Raw genomic sequence first — 14,614 nt, 5'->3', positions numbered from 1 at the left:
CCGCAAGACTAGGCCGCCGCCGCGCCGGCGCGATTGAGCGCCGGCAAGCCGGCGACGGCCCTAGAGGATGTAGCGCGACAGGTCCTCGTTCTTCACCAGCTCGGCGAGCTTGGCGTCCACCGCCGCGGCATCGATCGTCAGCGTGCGGCCGGAGAGGTTCGGCGCGTCGAAGCTGATCTCGTCGAGCAACCGCTCGAGCACGGTGGCCAGGCGCCGCGCGCCGATGTTCTCGGTGCGCTCGTTGACCTCGAAGGCGATCTGCGCGATGCGGCGGATCGCCTCCGGCGCGAGCTCCAGCGTCACGCCCTCGGTGGCCAGCAGCAGCTGGTACTGCTTGACCAGGCTGGCGTGGGTCTGCGTCAGGATCGCCTCGAAGTCCGCCACCGACAACGAGCCGAGTTCGACGCGGATCGGAAAGCGCCCCTGCAGCTCCGGAATCAGGTCGCTCGGCTTGGCGAGGTGGAAGGCCCCCGAGGCGATGAACAGGATGTGGTCGGTCTTCACCATGCCGTACTTGGTGTTGACCGTCGTGCCCTCGACCAGCGGCAGCAGGTCGCGCTGCACGCCCTGGCGCGACACGTCGGCGCCCTGGTGCTCCGAGCGCGAGGCGACCTTGTCGATCTCGTCGATGAAGACGATGCCGTTCTGCTCGGCGTTGGCCAGCGCGGCGGTCTTCACGTCCTCGTCGTTCACCAGGCGCGCCGCTTCCTCCTCGACCAGCAGCTTCAAGGCCTCGCCGATCTTCAGCTTGCGCGTCTTGCGCCGGCCGGCGCCGAGGTTGGCGAACATGCCCTTGAGCTGCTCGGCCATCTCCTCCATGCCGGCCGGGCCCATGATCTCGAGCGCCTGCTTCGGCTCGGCCAGCTCGATCTCGATCTCCTTGTCGTCGAGCGCGCCCTCGCGCAGCCGCTTGCGCATCACCTGGCGCGCCGTGTTGTCGGGCGCCGCGCCGCTGCCGAAGCCGATCTCCTGGCCGCTCGGGCGCGGTCCGGGGACGAGGGTGTCGAGGATGCGCTCCTCCGCGGCGTCTTCCGCGCGGGTGCGCTGGCGTCGCATCGCGGCCTCGCGCTCCTGCTTGACGGCCATGTCGACCAGGTCGCGCACGATGGTGTCCACGTCCTTGCCGACGTAGCCCACCTCGGTGAACTTGGTCGCCTCGACCTTGATGAACGGCGCGTCCGCCAGCTTGGCCAGCCGTCGCGCGATCTCGGTCTTGCCCACGCCGGTGGGGCCGATCATCAGGATGTTCTTCGGCGTGATCTCGCCGCGCATCTTCTCGTCGACCTGCTGGCGCCGCCAGCGGTTGCGCAGCGCGATCGCGACGGCGCGCTTGGCGCCGGACTGGCCGACGATGTGGCGATCGAGTTCGGAGACGATCTCCTGGGGGGTCATCGACGACTTCATTCCAGGGTCTCGATCGTGTGGTGCTGGTTGGTGTAGATGCACAGATCGCCGGCGATCTGCAGCGACTTCTTGACGATCTCCCTGGGCGCGAGCTCGGTGTGCTCGAGCAGCGCACGCGCCGCCGCATTGGCGTAGGCGCCGCCGGAGCCGATCGCCACGATGCCGTGTTCGGGCTCGAGCACGTCGCCGTTGCCGGTGATGATCAGCGAGGCGCTGCGGTCGGCCACCGCGAGCATGGCCTCGAGGCGGCGCAGCACGCGGTCGGTGCGCCAGTCGCGCGTCAGCTCGATGGCCGCGCGCACCAGGTGGCCCTGGTGCTTCTCGAGCTTGGCCTCGAAGCGCTCGAAGAGCGTGAAGGCGTCGGCCGTGGCGCCGGCGAAGCCCGCGAGCACCTGCTCGCGGAAGAGCGTGCGCACCTTGCGGGCCGAGGCCTTGACGACGATGTTGCCGAGCGTCACCTGCCCGTCGCCGCCGAGCGCCACGAGCGGGCCGCGGCGCACGCTGACGATGGTCGTGCCGTGGTAGCTGTCCATCGGGGAAATGTGGCGCCGGGCGGCGCCAGATCAAGTCAGACGGCTCTGACTTTAACGCGCGCGTGCTCGTTGATCCCCATAGCGCCGAAGAACAGCGCGACGAGCCGGTGCGCCTCGACGAAGTTGACGGTGCGGCTCTCGCCGCGCCGCGACAGCACCCAGTTCAGCAGGTCGCCGGCGGCGATGAAGTCGACGCGGATCAGCTTCGCGCAGCTGACGTTGACGATGGTCGCCGCGCCGAGCTTGGCCTCGAGCTTCTTCAGCGTCGCGCCGATGTCGCCCACCAGCTGGCCGGACAGCTCGACACCCGCCACCTGCACCTGGCCGGCCGCCTCGTCGGGCGCGCGCGACTCGAGGAAGCTGGTCGACACCTCGCTGACCATCGACAGCGGCGGCGACTGCGTGCTCGCGTGCGAGCCGCTGATGCGCACCTCGCACTGGGCCGGCTCCCACGACGGCGGCGACACCTCGTAGGTCACGCAGTAGTCGATCGCGCACTCGTCGAACTGGTCGGGCCGGTTCGTCATGCGCAGCGCGTCCAGACGCAGCTGCCAGTAGGCCGGGTCGGCGTCCTTCACGCCGGTGGGCGCCGCATCCTGCAGCACGGTGAACAGCTTCTCGCCGCCGAGCCAGCGCATGTCGAGCTTCTGGCGGATCCAGCTGCGGAACAGCTCGGACAACCTGGCGCAGGCCTCGGGCTCGATGCCCTTCAGCGCGCTCCAGTCGAACACCCAGGGCAGCGGCAGCTGCAGGCTCTGCGACGACAGGCGGGCCACCGCCTCGGCGTCGACGTATTCCGGGCAGGCCCAGCCGACCTGGCCGTCGAGCCGAGCGCCGCCGCCGTGCGACGGGCGCTCCTCGCTGGCGGCCTCGGCCACCAGGCGCGGCAGCGAGAACCACTGCGGCGCCGACCAGCCGAACTGCTGGGCGTAATCGAGCGCCAGGCTCTCGAACTTGTGCTGCTGGCCGATCGCGCGGTAGAGGTCGAACAGCACCAGCCAGGTCTCGGCATGGGCGGCGCGCGGGCCGCCCTGGGCCGTCATCGCGGCCAGCGACTGCTCGCACTGCTCGAAGTCGGCGTTGGCGAAGGCGATGACCGCCTCGTCGAGCTCGGGGTCGTGCGCCACCTCGCTGACCTCGACGGCGAAGGCCTGGCCGAAGTCGCCGGCGCCGCTGTCCAGGGTCAACGCGGCCAGCACCGGGGCGGCCGGGGCGGCCGCCGGGGCGGGCTGGGCCGGCGTTGGCGGTGCGGCGGACGCCTCGGCCGAGCGCGACGGGGACAAGGGCATGCGCGCGCTGGCGCGCGGCGTGCCATCCATCGGCGCGGGCTGGGTCGGGGCGTTGTAGAACTCGGGGCCGCGGCGCGGAGACGGCGTGAAGCCGTCGCCCACCATCTGCTGCTCGATCTCGTCGATCTTGGCCTTGACGCCGGCTTCCTGCTTCGCGCCGCTCTCGGCCACCAGCAGCTTGCCGTCGGAGTCGTCGATGCGCGAGGAACCGCCGAGCGCGGCCAGCTGCTCGCCCGACAGGCCTTCGCGGCGCACCTTGCGCAGCATGTCGAACTCGCGCTTGCGGACGAAGTCGTTACGCCGCTTGCGCTCGATCATCGCCTTCAGCTCGGACTTGGCGAACTCCGTCTCGCGCGCCTCGTCGGTCGGCGCGCCCACCTCGGACCACTCCGTCGTCGGATTGGCCACGAACTTGACGACCTTGCGAAAGAAGCTCGTGGTGTCTTTGGATTCCGCCATGGAGGGGGTGGGGCGCAGTCCCGAAGCCGGCTCAGTCGCCGAACATCTTCTGCTTCATCTCGCGCCGCTGCTGGGCCTCGAGGGACAGTGTAGCGGTCGGCCGGGCGATCAGCCGGCCGAGCCCGATCGGCTCGCCGGTTTCGTCACAGAAACCGTAGTCGCCGGACTCGATGCGGGCCAGCGACTGTGAAATCTTCTTCAGCAGCTTGCGCTCGCGATCGCGTGTGCGCAGCTCCAGGGCGTGCTCCTCCTCGATCGTGGCCCGGTCGGCCGGGTCCGGCACGATGGAGGTGTCCTCGCGCAGGTGCTCGGTGGTCTCGCCGGCGTTGGACAGCAGGTCGTCCTTGAGCGCCTGCAGCCGGCTGCGGAAGAACTCGAGCTGCTTGTCGTTCATGTACTCCGAGTCGGGCATGGCGAGCAGCTCGGCTTCGGTCAGGTCGCGGCCGGCCTTGCTCTTCCAGGCGTTGGCCAGTTTCGGGTCCGCCTTGTGCGACGGTTTGGGGGTATCGAGTCCGAGGTTGTTCATCTGACGGGTCGGCGGGCGCGGCGGCGCGAAGCGGTCCGCGAAGCGCGAACTGCTCTGCGGTGCGGGGGCCTCGGTCGTTACCGGCGTGGCGCCGGCGCGGGTCGTTTCCTTGGCGGGGGCCGCCGCGGCAGGCGCCTTTGCCGGCTTGGGCGCGGCAGGCGCCGCCGCCTTGGCAGGGGCGGTCTTCTTGGCGGGGGTCTTGGCGGCCGGGGTCTTGTTGCTCACGGGTGTCTCCTCGCAACAGCGCTTATACCCTGTTCCGGCAGGAGCGGGCGGGCCCGAATTTCAGGAGGCGCGGATTGTAGCCACTTCGCTGCCTCAGACGAGACACTGCTCCAGGCCCTGGAGGAACACGTCACGCGGCAGGTCCAGGCCGATGAACACCATCTTGCTGGTCTTCTTCTCGCCCGGCGCCCATTTCGGGCCCAGGTCGCTGCCCATCAGCTGGTGCACGCCCTGGAAGATCACCTTGCGGTCGCTGCCCTTCATGTTCAGCACGCCCTTGTAGCGCAGCATCTTCGGGCCGTAGACCTGCACGATCGCGCCCAGGAAGTCCTCCAGCTTGGCCGGGTTGAACGCCCGGTCGGACTTGAAGACGAAGGACTTGACGTCGTCGTCGTGATGGTGGTGGTGCGGGTGGTCGCAGTGCTCGCCGTGCTCGTGATCATGGTCGTGGTGATCATGATCGTGATGATCGTGGGCGTCGGCGTTGAGGAACTCCGGGTCGATGTCGAGCTTGGCGTTCAGGTTGAAGCCGCGCAGGTCGAACACCTCGGCGATCGGCACCTCGCCGAAATGCACCTTGCGCTGCGGTGCACGCGGGTTCATGTGCTTGATGCGGTGGATCAGCGCCTCGACGGTGCCGTCGTCCACCAGGTCGGTCTTGCTGATGAAGATCTGGTCGGCGAAGCCGATCTGGCGGCGTGCCTCCTGGCGCGAGTCGAGCTGACCGTTGCCGTGCTTGGCATCCACCAGCGTCAGGATCGAGTCGAGCAGGTAGCTCTCGGCGATCTCGTCGTCCATGAAGAAGGTCTGCGCCACCGGGCCGGGGTCGGCCAGGCCGGTGGTCTCGATCACGACGCGCTCGAAGTCGAGCTCGCCCTTGCGCTTCTTCGCCGCCAGGTCGGACAGCGTCGAGCGCAGGTCCTCGCGGATCGTGCAGCAGACGCAGCCGTTGTTGAGCTGGATGATCTGCTCCTCGGAGTCGCGCACCAGGATGTCGCTGTCGATGTCCTCGTCGCCGAACTCATTCTCGATCACCGCGATCTTCTGGCCGTGCGCCTCGGTCAGCACGCGCTTGAGCAGGGTCGTCTTGCCGGCCCCGAGGAAGCCGGTGAGGATGGTGGCGGGGATCAGGGCCATGATGGAAGGCGCGGGGTGCGCGAAGCCGGGGCAGGAGCCGGAAAATGGGGGCCGCAGACTGTGGTTCAAGCCCGATGCCCTGTCAAGCGCGGGGCCGGCCGGCGGCGCGGCCCGGGCGGCGGCGCCCGGTCATGGGCTTGGGGTAAGCTCCGCCCCTCACGCATTCCCTCGCGCCCGCGCGATGTCCGATCCCCACCCAGGCCGATCCCGTGAGACCCACGGCGAGAAGCGCTCGTTCCTGCGCAAGCTGGTCGAATTCGTCCACCCCGGCCCGGACTCGACCGACGAACTGATCTCCACGCTGGCCGACGCCGAGAACCGCGAGCTGATCGCGCCCGAGTCGCGCATGATGCTCGAGGGCGTGATCCGCATGGCCGATCTGACGGCCGGCGACGTGATGGTGGCCGCGCCGCGCATGGACCTGCTGGACATCGACGCCGCCTACGACGAGGTGCTGCACGCGGTGATCGCCACCGGCCATTCGCGCTTCCCGGTCTACGAAGGCAGCCGCGAGAACATCATCGGCATCCTGCTGGCCAAGGACCTGCTCAAGCTGCAGCGCGCCCCCGAGCTGAACCTGCGCACCCTGCTGCGCCCGACCGTCTTCGTGCCCGAGAGCAAGGGCCTGAACGAACTGCTGCGCGACTTCCGCAGCAACCGCAACCACCTGGCCATCGTGATCGACGAGTTCGGCAACACCGCCGGCCTGATCACCATCGAGGACGTGCTGGAAGAGATCGTCGGCGAGATCGAGGACGAGTTCGACGAGAAGGACGGCGAGTCCGGCATCTACACGCTGGCCGACGGCAGCCAGCGCGTGGCCGGCGATGCGTCCATCGAGGCGGTCAACCGCGTCTTCGCGGTGGCGCTGCCGGAGCAGGAGTTCGACACCATCGGCGGCCTGGTCGCGCACGAGCTCGGCCATGTGCCGCGGCGCGGCGAGTCGGCCCGGCTCGGTGCGCTGCAGTTCACCGTGATGCTGACGCGCGGCGGCGCGGTGCGCTGGTTCAGGGTCACGCGCGCGATCGAGGATCCCGCCGCCGACCACGCCACCGGCTGATGCGGGCCTGGCTGCGGCCGGCGCTGGCCGGGGCGCTCGGTGCGCTGCAGACGCTCGCCTACGTGCACACCGGCGCCTGGTGGCTGCCGCTGCTGACCATCGGCCTGCTGGCACGCCTGGCCGCCGGCGCCACGCCGCGCGCGGCGGCGCTGCTGGGCGGCGCCTACGGCACGGCCTGGGTCGCCGCCGGCACCTGGTGGCTGTTCGTCAGCATGCACCGCTACGGCGGCCTGCCGGCCTGGATGGCGGCGCTCGCGGTGCTGGCGCTGGCGGCCTTCCTCTCGCTCTACCTGGCCGCCGCGCTGGCCGCGTTCGCGCGCTGGCGCAGCGGCCGGCCGCTCGCCGATGCCGGGCTGTTCGCCGCGCTGTGGCTGCTGGCCGAGCTGGCGCGCGGGCTGCTCTTCACCGGCTTCCCCTGGGTGGCCTCGGGGTATGCGCAGGTCGACGGGCCGCTGGCCGCCTGGGCGCCCTGGATCGGCGTCTACGGGCTGGGCGCGGTCGGCGCCTTCGCGGCGGCGCTGCCCGCGCTGGCCTGGCCGCTGCGCGGGCTGCGTGCCGCGCTGCCGGGCGTGGTGCTGCCCGCGGCGCTGCTGCTGCTGCCGGCGCTGGCCGGCGTGCCGGAGTTCACCCGCCCGAGCGGTACGCTCTCGCTCACGCTGTTGCAGGGCAACATCCCGCAGGAGGAGAAGTTCGCCGCCGAGCACCAGGCCGAGGCGCTCGAGTGGCACCTGCGCGAGCTGCTCGCCGCCGAGGGCGACCTGGTGGTGGCCCCCGAGACCGCCATCCCCTTCCTGCCGCAGCAGATGCCCGAGGGCCTGTGGGAGCGGCTGCAGGACCATTTCCGCGCCGGCCGCACGGCGGCGCTGATCGGCGTGCCGCTGGGCGACATGGCGGCCGGCTACACCAACTCCGCGGTCGGCTTCGCGCCGGGCGTGCCGGGCTTCTACCGCTACGACAAGTTCCACCTGGTGCCGTTCGGGGAGTTCATCCCGTTCGCCTTCAAGTGGTTCACGCGCATGATGAACATCCCGCTGGGCGACTTCGAGCGCGGCCCGCTGGCGGCGCCGTCGTTCGAGCTGCGCGGCGAGCGCGTCGCGCCCAACATCTGCTACGAAGACCTGTTCGGCGAGGAACTCGCCGCCCGCTTCGTCGATCCCGCCCAGGCGCCCACCGTGCTGGCCAACCTCAGCAACATCGGCTGGTTCGGCGAGACGATCGCGATTCCGCAGCACCTGCAGATCTCGCGCCTGCGCACGCTCGAGCTGCAGCGGCCGATGCTGCGCGCCACCAACACCGGTGCGACGGTGGTGATCGACCACCGCAGCCGGGTGACGGCCGCGCTCGCGCCGCACACCCGCGGCGTGCTGAAGGCGAGCGTGCAGGGCCGAACCGGCAACACGCCGTACGCCGCCTGGGCCGGCCGCCTCGGCCTGTGGCCGCTCGTGCTGCTGGCGGCGCTGGCCGTCGCGCTGGCGGCGTGGCGACGTCGGGCCGGCCCGTAAAATCGCCGGTCGCCTTCCGCGACGGCCCGCCGGCCGCCCGTCCATGCTTTCCTTCCAGCAACTGATTCTTCGCCTGCAAGACTACTGGGACCGCCAGGGCTGCGCGCTGCTGCAGCCCTACGACATGGAGGTCGGCGCCGGCACCAGCCACACCGCGACCTTCCTGCGCGCGCTCGGCCCCGAGCCCTGGAAGGCCGCCTACGTGCAGCCCAGCCGCCGCCCCAAGGACGGCCGCTACGGCCAGAACCCGAACCGCCTGCAGCACTACTACCAGTACCAGGTGGTGCTCAAGCCCGCGCCGAAGGACATCCTCGAGCTCTACCTCGGCTCGCTCGAGGCGCTCGGCTTCGACCTGAAGAGCAACGACATCCGCTTCGTCGAGGACGACTGGGAGAACCCGACGCTGGGCGCCTGGGGCCTGGGCTGGGAGGTCTGGCTCAACGGCATGGAGGTGACGCAGTTCACCTACTTCCAGCAGGTCGGCGGCATCGACTGCAAGCCGATCACCGGTGAGATCACCTACGGCCTGGAGCGGCTGGCGATGTACCTGCAGGGGGTCGACAACGTGTACGACCTGCAGTGGACGGCCGAGCTGAAGTACGGCGACGTCTACCACCAGAACGAGGTCGAGCAGAGCACCTACAACTTCGAGCACAGCGACGTCGAGTTCCTGCTCGGCGCGTTCGCCGCGCACGAGAAGCAGGCGAAGCACCTGATGGAGACGCAGCTCGCGCTACCGGCCTACGAGCAGGTGCTCAAGGCGGCGCACAGCTTCAACCTGCTCGACGCACGCGGCGCGATCAGCGTCACCGAGCGCGCCGCCTACATCGGGCGCATCCGCAACCTGGCGCGCAGCGTCGCGCAGAGCTACGTGGACAGCCGCGCGCGGCTCGGCTTCCCGATGGCGCCGAAGGCCTGGGCCGATGAAGCGATCGCCCAGATCGAACAGAAGAAGGCCGCCTGACCGATGAGCACCACCAAGAACCTGCTCGTCGAACTGTTCGTCGAGGAACTGCCGCCCAAGGCGCTGAAGAAGCTCGGCGAGGCCTTCGCCGAGGGCATCGCGAAGGGCCTGCGCTCGGCCGGGCTCGCGACCGACCGTTCCGCGGCGACGCCCTACGCCTCGCCGCGCCGGCTGGCGGTGCATGTCTCGGCCGTGGCCGCGCAGGCGGCGGACAAGGCGGTGTCCACCAAGCTGATGCCGGTGACGGTCGGCCTCGCCGCCGACGGTTCGCCCACGCCCGCGCTGCTGAAGAAGCTCGCCGCGCTCGGCGCCGACGCGTCCGTCGTGCCCGCGCTGCAGCGCCGCCCGGACGGCAAGGCCGAGGCGCTGTTCCTGGACAGCACCGCCCAGGGCGTGACGCTGGCCGAGGGCCTGCAGAAGGCGCTCGACGACGCGCTCGCCGCGCTGCCGATTCCGAAGGTGATGCAGTACCAGCTGGGCGACGGCTGGAGCAGCGTGCACTTCGTGCGCCCGGCGCATGGCCTGGTGGCGCTGCACGGCGCCGAGGTCGTGCCGGTGAAGGCGCTCGGCCTCGTGGCCGGCCGCACCACCCGCGGCCACCGCTTCGAGGCGCAGGTCGATCCGGTCGTGCTGCAGGATGCCGACCACTATGCCCGCCAGCTCGAGGAGCAGGGCGCGGTGATCGCCAGTTTCGCGGCGCGCCGCAGCGAGATCCAGCGCCAGCTGCGCCACGCGGGCGAGAGCCTGGGCCTCGCGCCGATCGACGACGACGCGCTGCTCGACGAGGTCACCGCGCTGGTCGAGCGGCCGAACGTGCTGCTCGCGCAGTTCGAGCCCGAGTTCCTCGCCGTGCCGCAGGAATGCCTGATCCTGACGATGAAGGCGAACCAGAAGTACTTCCCGCTGCTCGATGCGAACGGCCGGCTGACGCACCGCTTCCTGGTGGTCAGCAACATCCGGCCGGCCGACGCGAGCCGCGTGGTCGGCGGCAACGAGCGCGTGGTGCGCCCGCGCCTGGCCGACGCCAAGTTCTTCTTCGACCAGGACCGCAAGCGCCCGCTGGCCGCGCGCATCGACGGGCTCGGCAAGGTGGTCTACCACGCGAAGCTGGGCTCGATGGGCGAGCGCGTGATGCGCGTGCGCGAGATCGCGCGCGAAATCGGCTGCCTGCTCGGCGGCCCGGCGCTCGCCGCCTCGGCCGACCAGGCGGCGCACCTCGCCAAGGCCGACCTGCTGACCGACATGGTCGGCGAGTTCCCCGAGCTGCAGGGCATCATGGGCGGCTACTACGCGCGCCACGACGGCGAGAGCGAGGAGATCGCCTTCGCGATCGAGGACCACTACAAGCCGCGCTTCGCCGGCGACGCGCTGCCGCGCAACCCCACCGGCCTGGCCGTCGCGCTGGCCGACAAGCTCGAGACGCTGGCCGGCCTGTTCGGCATCGGCCAGGTGCCCACCGGCGACAAGGACCCGTTCGCGCTGCGCCGCCACGCGCTCGGCCTGATCCGCATGCTGATCGAGCGCCAGCTGCCGCTGGAGTTGCCGCACCTGGTGGCCGCCGCGTTCAAGGCCTTCGGCCCGCAGCACGGCCAGGCGCAGGCCGAGCTGGGCTACTTCCTGCGCGAGCGCCTGGTCGGCTGGCTGCGCGAGGCGGGTTATCACGCGCAGGAGGTGGAGGCGGTGGTCGAGGTGCACCCGGCGCGCTGGGCCGAGATCCCGAAGCGTCTCGACGCGGTGCGCGCCTTCCGTGCGCTGCCCGAGTCGGCCTCGCTGGCCGCGGCCAACAAGCGCGTGGGCAACATCCTGAAGAAGAGCGAGGAGAAGGTCGCCCCGGTGGCCGAGGCCGCGCTGCTGCACGAGCCCGCCGAGCGCGCGCTGCACGCCGCGCTGGCGGAGGTGGCGCCGCGCTCCGAGGCGGCCTTCGAACGCGGCGACTACACCGGCTCGCTGCAGCAGCTGGCCGTGCTGAAGGCGCCGGTGGACGCCTTCTTCGACAGCGTGCTCGTCAACGCCGAAGACCCGCGCCTGCGCGCCAACCGGCTCGGCCTGCTGGCCCAGCTGCACGCGGCGATGAACCGCGTGGCCGACCTGTCCCGTCTGGCGGCATGAAGCCCGCCCACCATCACGCGCCGATGAAGCTCGTCATCCTCGACCGCGACGGCACGATCAACGAGGATCGCGACGACTACGTCAAGAGCCCCGACGAGTGGATCCCGATCCCCGGCGCGCTCGAGGCGATCGCGCGGCTGAACCACGCCGGCTGGCATGCGGTGGTGGCGAGCAACCAGTCGGGCATCGGCCGCGGGCTGTTCGACATGTCCACGCTCAACGCGATGCACCTGAAGCTGCACCAGCTGCTGGCCAAGCAGGGCGGCCGCATCGACGCGGTGTTCTTCTGCCCGCACACACCCAGCGACGGCTGCGACTGCCGCAAGCCCATGCCCGGGCTGTTCAAGCAGATCGGCGAGCGCTACGGCGTGGACCTGACCCAGGTGCCGGTGGTCGGCGACGTGCTGCGCGACCTGCAGGCCGGCAGCGCCGCGGGCTGCCAGCCGCACCTGGTGCGCACCGGCAAGGCGGCGCGCATGAGCGACGCGCAGATCGACGAGCTGTGCACCCAGGTGCCCGGCACGCGCGTGCACCAGGACCTGGACGCCTTCGCCGACTGGCTGATCGCGCACGAGCGCGAGGTGCTCGGCCTGCCGGCGGATCCGGAGGCCACGGGGCGCAAGCGCGACGCATGAACGCCCTGCGCTCCTTCCTGTTCGTGCTGTGGATGGCGGTGACGGTGGTCCCGTACGCCATCGCGGTGATGCTGCTGTCCATCGTCGTGCGCGGCGACCGGCTCTACTGGTTCACGGTCGGCTGGCTGCGCCTGTCGATCTGGGGGGCACGCGTGATCTGCGGTGTGCACGCCCGCGTGCGCGGGCGCGACAACCTGCCCGACGGCCCGGCCATCCTGGCGCCCAAGCACCAGTCGACCTGGGAGACCTTCGCCTTCCCGACGCTGATGCCGCGCCCGCTGTGCTACGTGTTCAAGCGCGAGCTGCTGATGATCCCGTTCTTCGGCTGGGCCATGGGCCGGCTGGACATGATCCACATCGACCGCAGCAAGCGCACCGAGGCCTGGAACAAGGTGGCCGAGCAGGGCCGGCGCTTCATGGCCGAGGGCCACTGGGTGATCATGTTCCCCGAGGGCACGCGCACGCCGCGCGGCAGCCAGGGGCCCTACAAGGCTGGCGCCGCGCGCCTGGCGGTGGCCACCGGCGTGCCGATCGTGCCGATCGCCGTCACCTCGGGGCGCTGCTGGCCGCGCAAGCGCTTCGTGCTGACGCCCGGCGTGGTCGACATCTCGATCGGCAAGCCGATCGCCCCGGACGGCCGCGACGCCGAGGCCATGATGCGCGAGGCCGAGGCCTGGATCGAGGCCGAGATGCGCCGGCTCGACCCCGAGGCCTACCGCGACAGCCCGGGCGCGCGGGCCTAGACTCGCGCTCCATGCCGCGCCCGCCCGAGCCCGCCGACGCCACGCAGCTCTCGCTGTTCGACGACGGCGCACCGGCCGCGCCGGTGACGCCCGCCGCGCCGCCGGTAGCCGCGGCGCCGCGCCCGGCGCTGCCGGTCGCGGAGTTCCGCCACCCGCAGGCCGACCGCGAAATCCGCCTGCAGCAGCATGTGGTGGCCTATGCGCTGCAACGCGTGCGCCGCCGCAGCATCGGCTTCGTCGTGGGGCCCGAAGGGCTCGCGGTCAAGGCGCCGCGCTGGGTGGGGCTGGCCGACATCGAAGCGGCCCTGCACGGCAAGGCGTCCTGGATCCTGCGCAAGCTGCGCGAGCAGCGCGAGCGTGCCGCCAGGCTGCAGTCCGCCCGCGTGGAGTGGCGCGACGGCGCCGGCTTCCCCTTCCTCGGCGAGACGGTGATCGTGGTGCTGGACCCGCGTGCCACCGGGGCGATCCTGAACACCGCGGCCGATGCGCTGCCGGGCGTGCCGCGCCTGACGCTGCACGTCGGGCTGCCGCAGAGCGCCGCGGCGGAGCAGATCCGCGATGCGGTGCAGAGCTGGCTGCAGCGCCAGGCGCGCCGCGTGTTCGAGGAGCGCGTGCGGCACTTCGCCGAACGCCTGGCGGTGCGCTGCACCCGGCTCTCGCTCTCCTCGGCGCAGACGCGCTGGGGCAGCGCCAGCGCCGACGGCTCGGTGCGGCTGAACTGGCGGCTGATCCACTTCGCGCTGCCGACCATCGACTACGTGGTTGCGCACGAACTCGCGCACCTGCGCGAGATGAACCACAGCCCGCGCTTCTGGGACGTGGTGCGCTCGGTGCTGCCCGACTACGAACGCCACCGCGGCACGCTGAAGGACGACGTGCTGCCCGCGTTCGACTGAGCCGCGCCGCGCTGCCCCGTTTTTGGGCGGCCTCGGCCTGAGCTTGGTGCGCCGCGGGGCCAGGCGCCGGCCCGGCGCGTGGCACATCGCTTGCGTACCGGCGCGGGCATGGCTGCCGACTCCGGTCTCGAGCTGATCCACCTCGTCAAGCGCTACGGCTCGACCACCGCGGTCGACCGCATCGACCTGAAGATCGCCGCCGGCAGCTACTGCTGCCTGCTCGGCCCCTCGGGCTGCGGCAAGACCTCGACGCTGCGCATGATCGCCGGCCACGAGATCGCCAGCGAGGGCGACATCCTGCTCGGCGCCCGCAACATCACCAACCTGCCGGCTGCGGGCCGCGGCACGGCGATGATGTTCCAGAGCTACGCGCTGTTCCCGCACCTGTCGGCGCTCGACAACGTCGCCTTCAGCCTGAAGATGAAGGGCGTCGGAAAGGCCGAGCGGCACAAGAAGGCCGCCGAGCTGCTCGAGCGCGTCTCGCTCGGCCACCTGGCGCAGCGCAAGCCGGCCGAGCTCTCCGGCGGCCAGCAGCAGCGCGTGGCGCTGGCGCGGGCGCTGATCACCGAGCCCAAGGTGCTGCTGCTCGACGAGCCGCTCTCGGCGCTCGACCCCTTCCTGCGCATCAAGATGCGCGCCGAGCTGAAGGACTGGCAGAAGACGCTCGGCATGACCTTCGTGCACGTCACGCACTCGCAGGAGGAGGCGATGGCGCTGGCCGACCAGGTGGTCGTGATGAACAACGGCCGCATCGAGCAGGACGCCACGCCGCACGAGCTGTTCAACGCACCGCGCACCGAGTTCGTGGCGCGTTTCATCGGCGGCCACAACGTGGTGCCGAGCACACGCGGCCTGCTGGCCGTGCGGGCCGACCGCACCCGGCTCTCGCGCACGCCGCTGGCCGAGGGCGACAGCGCCGTGGCCGGCACCGTGCGCGAGGTCGAGTACCAGGGCACGCATGTGCTGCTGACGCTGGCCAGCGCACGGGTCGGCGAGCTGACCGTGATGCTGCCCGAAGCCGAGTTCGACGCCGCGCCCTGGCAGCGCGGCGACAGCGCCTGCGCCCACTGGGAGCTGGCGCGGGCCCATGTGCTGGCGGCCTGAGGCCGCCCACCCTTTCCATCCAACGAGG

General features: G+C 71.1%; 13 protein-coding genes. 8 read left to right on the top strand and 5 right to left on the bottom strand.

The annotated features are described in order from the left end of the window. Positions 1–60: 60 nt before the first annotated feature. The 5 genes from hslU to D9C15_RS00840 form a co-directional block, all read right to left on the bottom strand. Complete coding sequence (hslU, locus tag D9C15_RS00860; RefSeq protein WP_127995536.1) at positions 61–1,404, bottom strand: ATP-dependent protease ATPase subunit HslU; 1,344 nt, start codon at positions 1,402–1,404, stop codon at positions 61–63. Next, positions 1,401–1,937: an ATP-dependent protease subunit HslV gene (gene hslV, locus D9C15_RS00855; RefSeq protein ID WP_127995535.1), complete on the bottom strand. Its 537-nt coding sequence runs from the start codon at positions 1,935–1,937 to the stop codon at positions 1,401–1,403. The genes hslU and hslV overlap by 4 nt, the downstream gene beginning before the upstream one ends. A 35-nt stretch (positions 1,938–1,972) precedes the next feature. Further along, a complete protein-coding gene (locus tag D9C15_RS00850; protein WP_127995534.1) occupies positions 1,973–3,685 on the bottom strand; it encodes a hypothetical protein in 1,713 nt (570 codons plus the stop codon). A 31-nt stretch (positions 3,686–3,716) separates the two neighbouring features. After that, positions 3,717–4,436 (bottom strand): RNA polymerase-binding protein DksA, encoded by a 720-nt coding sequence (gene dksA / locus D9C15_RS00845; RefSeq protein WP_164886606.1) that lies wholly within the window; start codon positions 4,434–4,436, stop codon positions 3,717–3,719. A 93-nt stretch (positions 4,437–4,529) separates the two neighbouring features. After that, complete coding sequence (locus D9C15_RS00840; protein WP_127995533.1) at positions 4,530–5,573, bottom strand: CobW family GTP-binding protein; 1,044 nt, start codon at positions 5,571–5,573, stop codon at positions 4,530–4,532. Positions 5,574–5,754: 181 nt separating this feature from the next. Here D9C15_RS00840 and D9C15_RS00835 point away from each other — a divergent pair, with 181 nt between their 5' ends. From D9C15_RS00835 to D9C15_RS00800, 8 genes are all read left to right on the top strand, one after another. Further along, a complete protein-coding gene (locus D9C15_RS00835; RefSeq protein WP_127995532.1) occupies positions 5,755–6,633 on the top strand; it encodes a CorC family transporter in 879 nt (292 codons plus the stop codon). Continuing rightward, positions 6,633–8,135: an apolipoprotein N-acyltransferase gene (gene lnt / locus D9C15_RS00830; protein ID WP_127995531.1), complete on the top strand. Its 1,503-nt coding sequence runs from the start codon at positions 6,633–6,635 to the stop codon at positions 8,133–8,135. The genes D9C15_RS00835 and lnt overlap by 1 nt, the downstream gene beginning before the upstream one ends. A gap of 43 nt (positions 8,136–8,178) precedes the next feature. Continuing rightward, a complete protein-coding gene (gene glyQ / locus D9C15_RS00825) occupies positions 8,179–9,099 on the top strand; it encodes a glycine--tRNA ligase subunit alpha (RefSeq protein WP_127995530.1) in 921 nt (306 codons plus the stop codon). Positions 9,100–9,102: 3 nt separating this feature from the next. After that, the gene (gene glyS / locus D9C15_RS00820) at positions 9,103–11,208 is read left to right on the top strand and encodes a glycine--tRNA ligase subunit beta (RefSeq protein ID WP_127995529.1); all 2,106 of its coding nucleotides are present in this window, start codon (positions 9,103–9,105) and stop codon (positions 11,206–11,208) included. Positions 11,209–11,231: 23 nt separating this feature from the next. After that, positions 11,232–11,843, top strand: a complete 612-nt coding sequence (gene gmhB / locus D9C15_RS00815) for a D-glycero-beta-D-manno-heptose 1,7-bisphosphate 7-phosphatase (protein ID WP_127995528.1) — start codon at positions 11,232–11,234, stop codon at positions 11,841–11,843. Beyond that, complete coding sequence (locus D9C15_RS00810) at positions 11,840–12,586, top strand: lysophospholipid acyltransferase family protein (protein ID WP_127995527.1); 747 nt, start codon at positions 11,840–11,842, stop codon at positions 12,584–12,586. Before gmhB ends, D9C15_RS00810 begins: the two co-directional genes overlap by 4 nt. Before the next feature lie 11 nt (positions 12,587–12,597). Beyond that, positions 12,598–13,482, top strand: coding sequence for a M48 family metallopeptidase (locus D9C15_RS00805; protein WP_127995526.1), 885 nt, complete (start codon positions 12,598–12,600; stop codon positions 13,480–13,482). A 108-nt stretch (positions 13,483–13,590) separates the two neighbouring features. Continuing rightward, complete coding sequence (locus D9C15_RS00800) at positions 13,591–14,586, top strand: ABC transporter ATP-binding protein (protein WP_127995525.1); 996 nt, start codon at positions 13,591–13,593, stop codon at positions 14,584–14,586. The last annotated feature ends 28 nt before the right edge of the window (positions 14,587–14,614 follow it).

The sequence above is a fragment of the Piscinibacter defluvii genome (genome assembly GCF_004011805.1).
GTDB lineage: Bacteria > Pseudomonadota > Gammaproteobacteria > Burkholderiales > Burkholderiaceae_C > Piscinibacter > Piscinibacter defluvii.
This window is presented reverse-complemented; position numbering and strand designations above follow the sequence as displayed.

Excerpts from the sequence above, each read along its gene's own strand:
- glyS (WP_127995529.1), top strand. The coding sequence starts at position 9,103 with ATGAGCACCACCAAGAACCTGCTCGTCGAACTGTTCGTCGAGGAACTG.
- D9C15_RS00800 (WP_127995525.1), top strand. The coding sequence starts at position 13,591 with ATGGCTGCCGACTCCGGTCTCGAGCTGATCCACCTCGTCAAGCGCTAC.
- hslU (WP_127995536.1), bottom strand. The coding sequence starts at position 1,404 with ATGAAGTCGTCGATGACCCCCCAGGAGATCGTCTCCGAACTCGATCGC.
- hslV (WP_127995535.1), bottom strand. The coding sequence starts at position 1,937 with ATGGACAGCTACCACGGCACGACCATCGTCAGCGTGCGCCGCGGCCCG.
- D9C15_RS00805 (WP_127995526.1), top strand. The coding sequence starts at position 12,598 with ATGCCGCGCCCGCCCGAGCCCGCCGACGCCACGCAGCTCTCGCTGTTC.
- D9C15_RS00835 (WP_127995532.1), top strand. The coding sequence starts at position 5,755 with ATGTCCGATCCCCACCCAGGCCGATCCCGTGAGACCCACGGCGAGAAG.
- D9C15_RS00840 (WP_127995533.1), bottom strand. The coding sequence starts at position 5,573 with ATGGCCCTGATCCCCGCCACCATCCTCACCGGCTTCCTCGGGGCCGGC.
- gmhB (WP_127995528.1), top strand. The coding sequence starts at position 11,232 with ATGAAGCTCGTCATCCTCGACCGCGACGGCACGATCAACGAGGATCGC.
- glyQ (WP_127995530.1), top strand. The coding sequence starts at position 8,179 with ATGCTTTCCTTCCAGCAACTGATTCTTCGCCTGCAAGACTACTGGGAC.
- D9C15_RS00850 (WP_127995534.1), bottom strand. The coding sequence starts at position 3,685 with ATGGCGGAATCCAAAGACACCACGAGCTTCTTTCGCAAGGTCGTCAAG.
- lnt (WP_127995531.1), top strand. The coding sequence starts at position 6,633 with ATGCGGGCCTGGCTGCGGCCGGCGCTGGCCGGGGCGCTCGGTGCGCTG.
- D9C15_RS00810 (WP_127995527.1), top strand. The coding sequence starts at position 11,840 with ATGAACGCCCTGCGCTCCTTCCTGTTCGTGCTGTGGATGGCGGTGACG.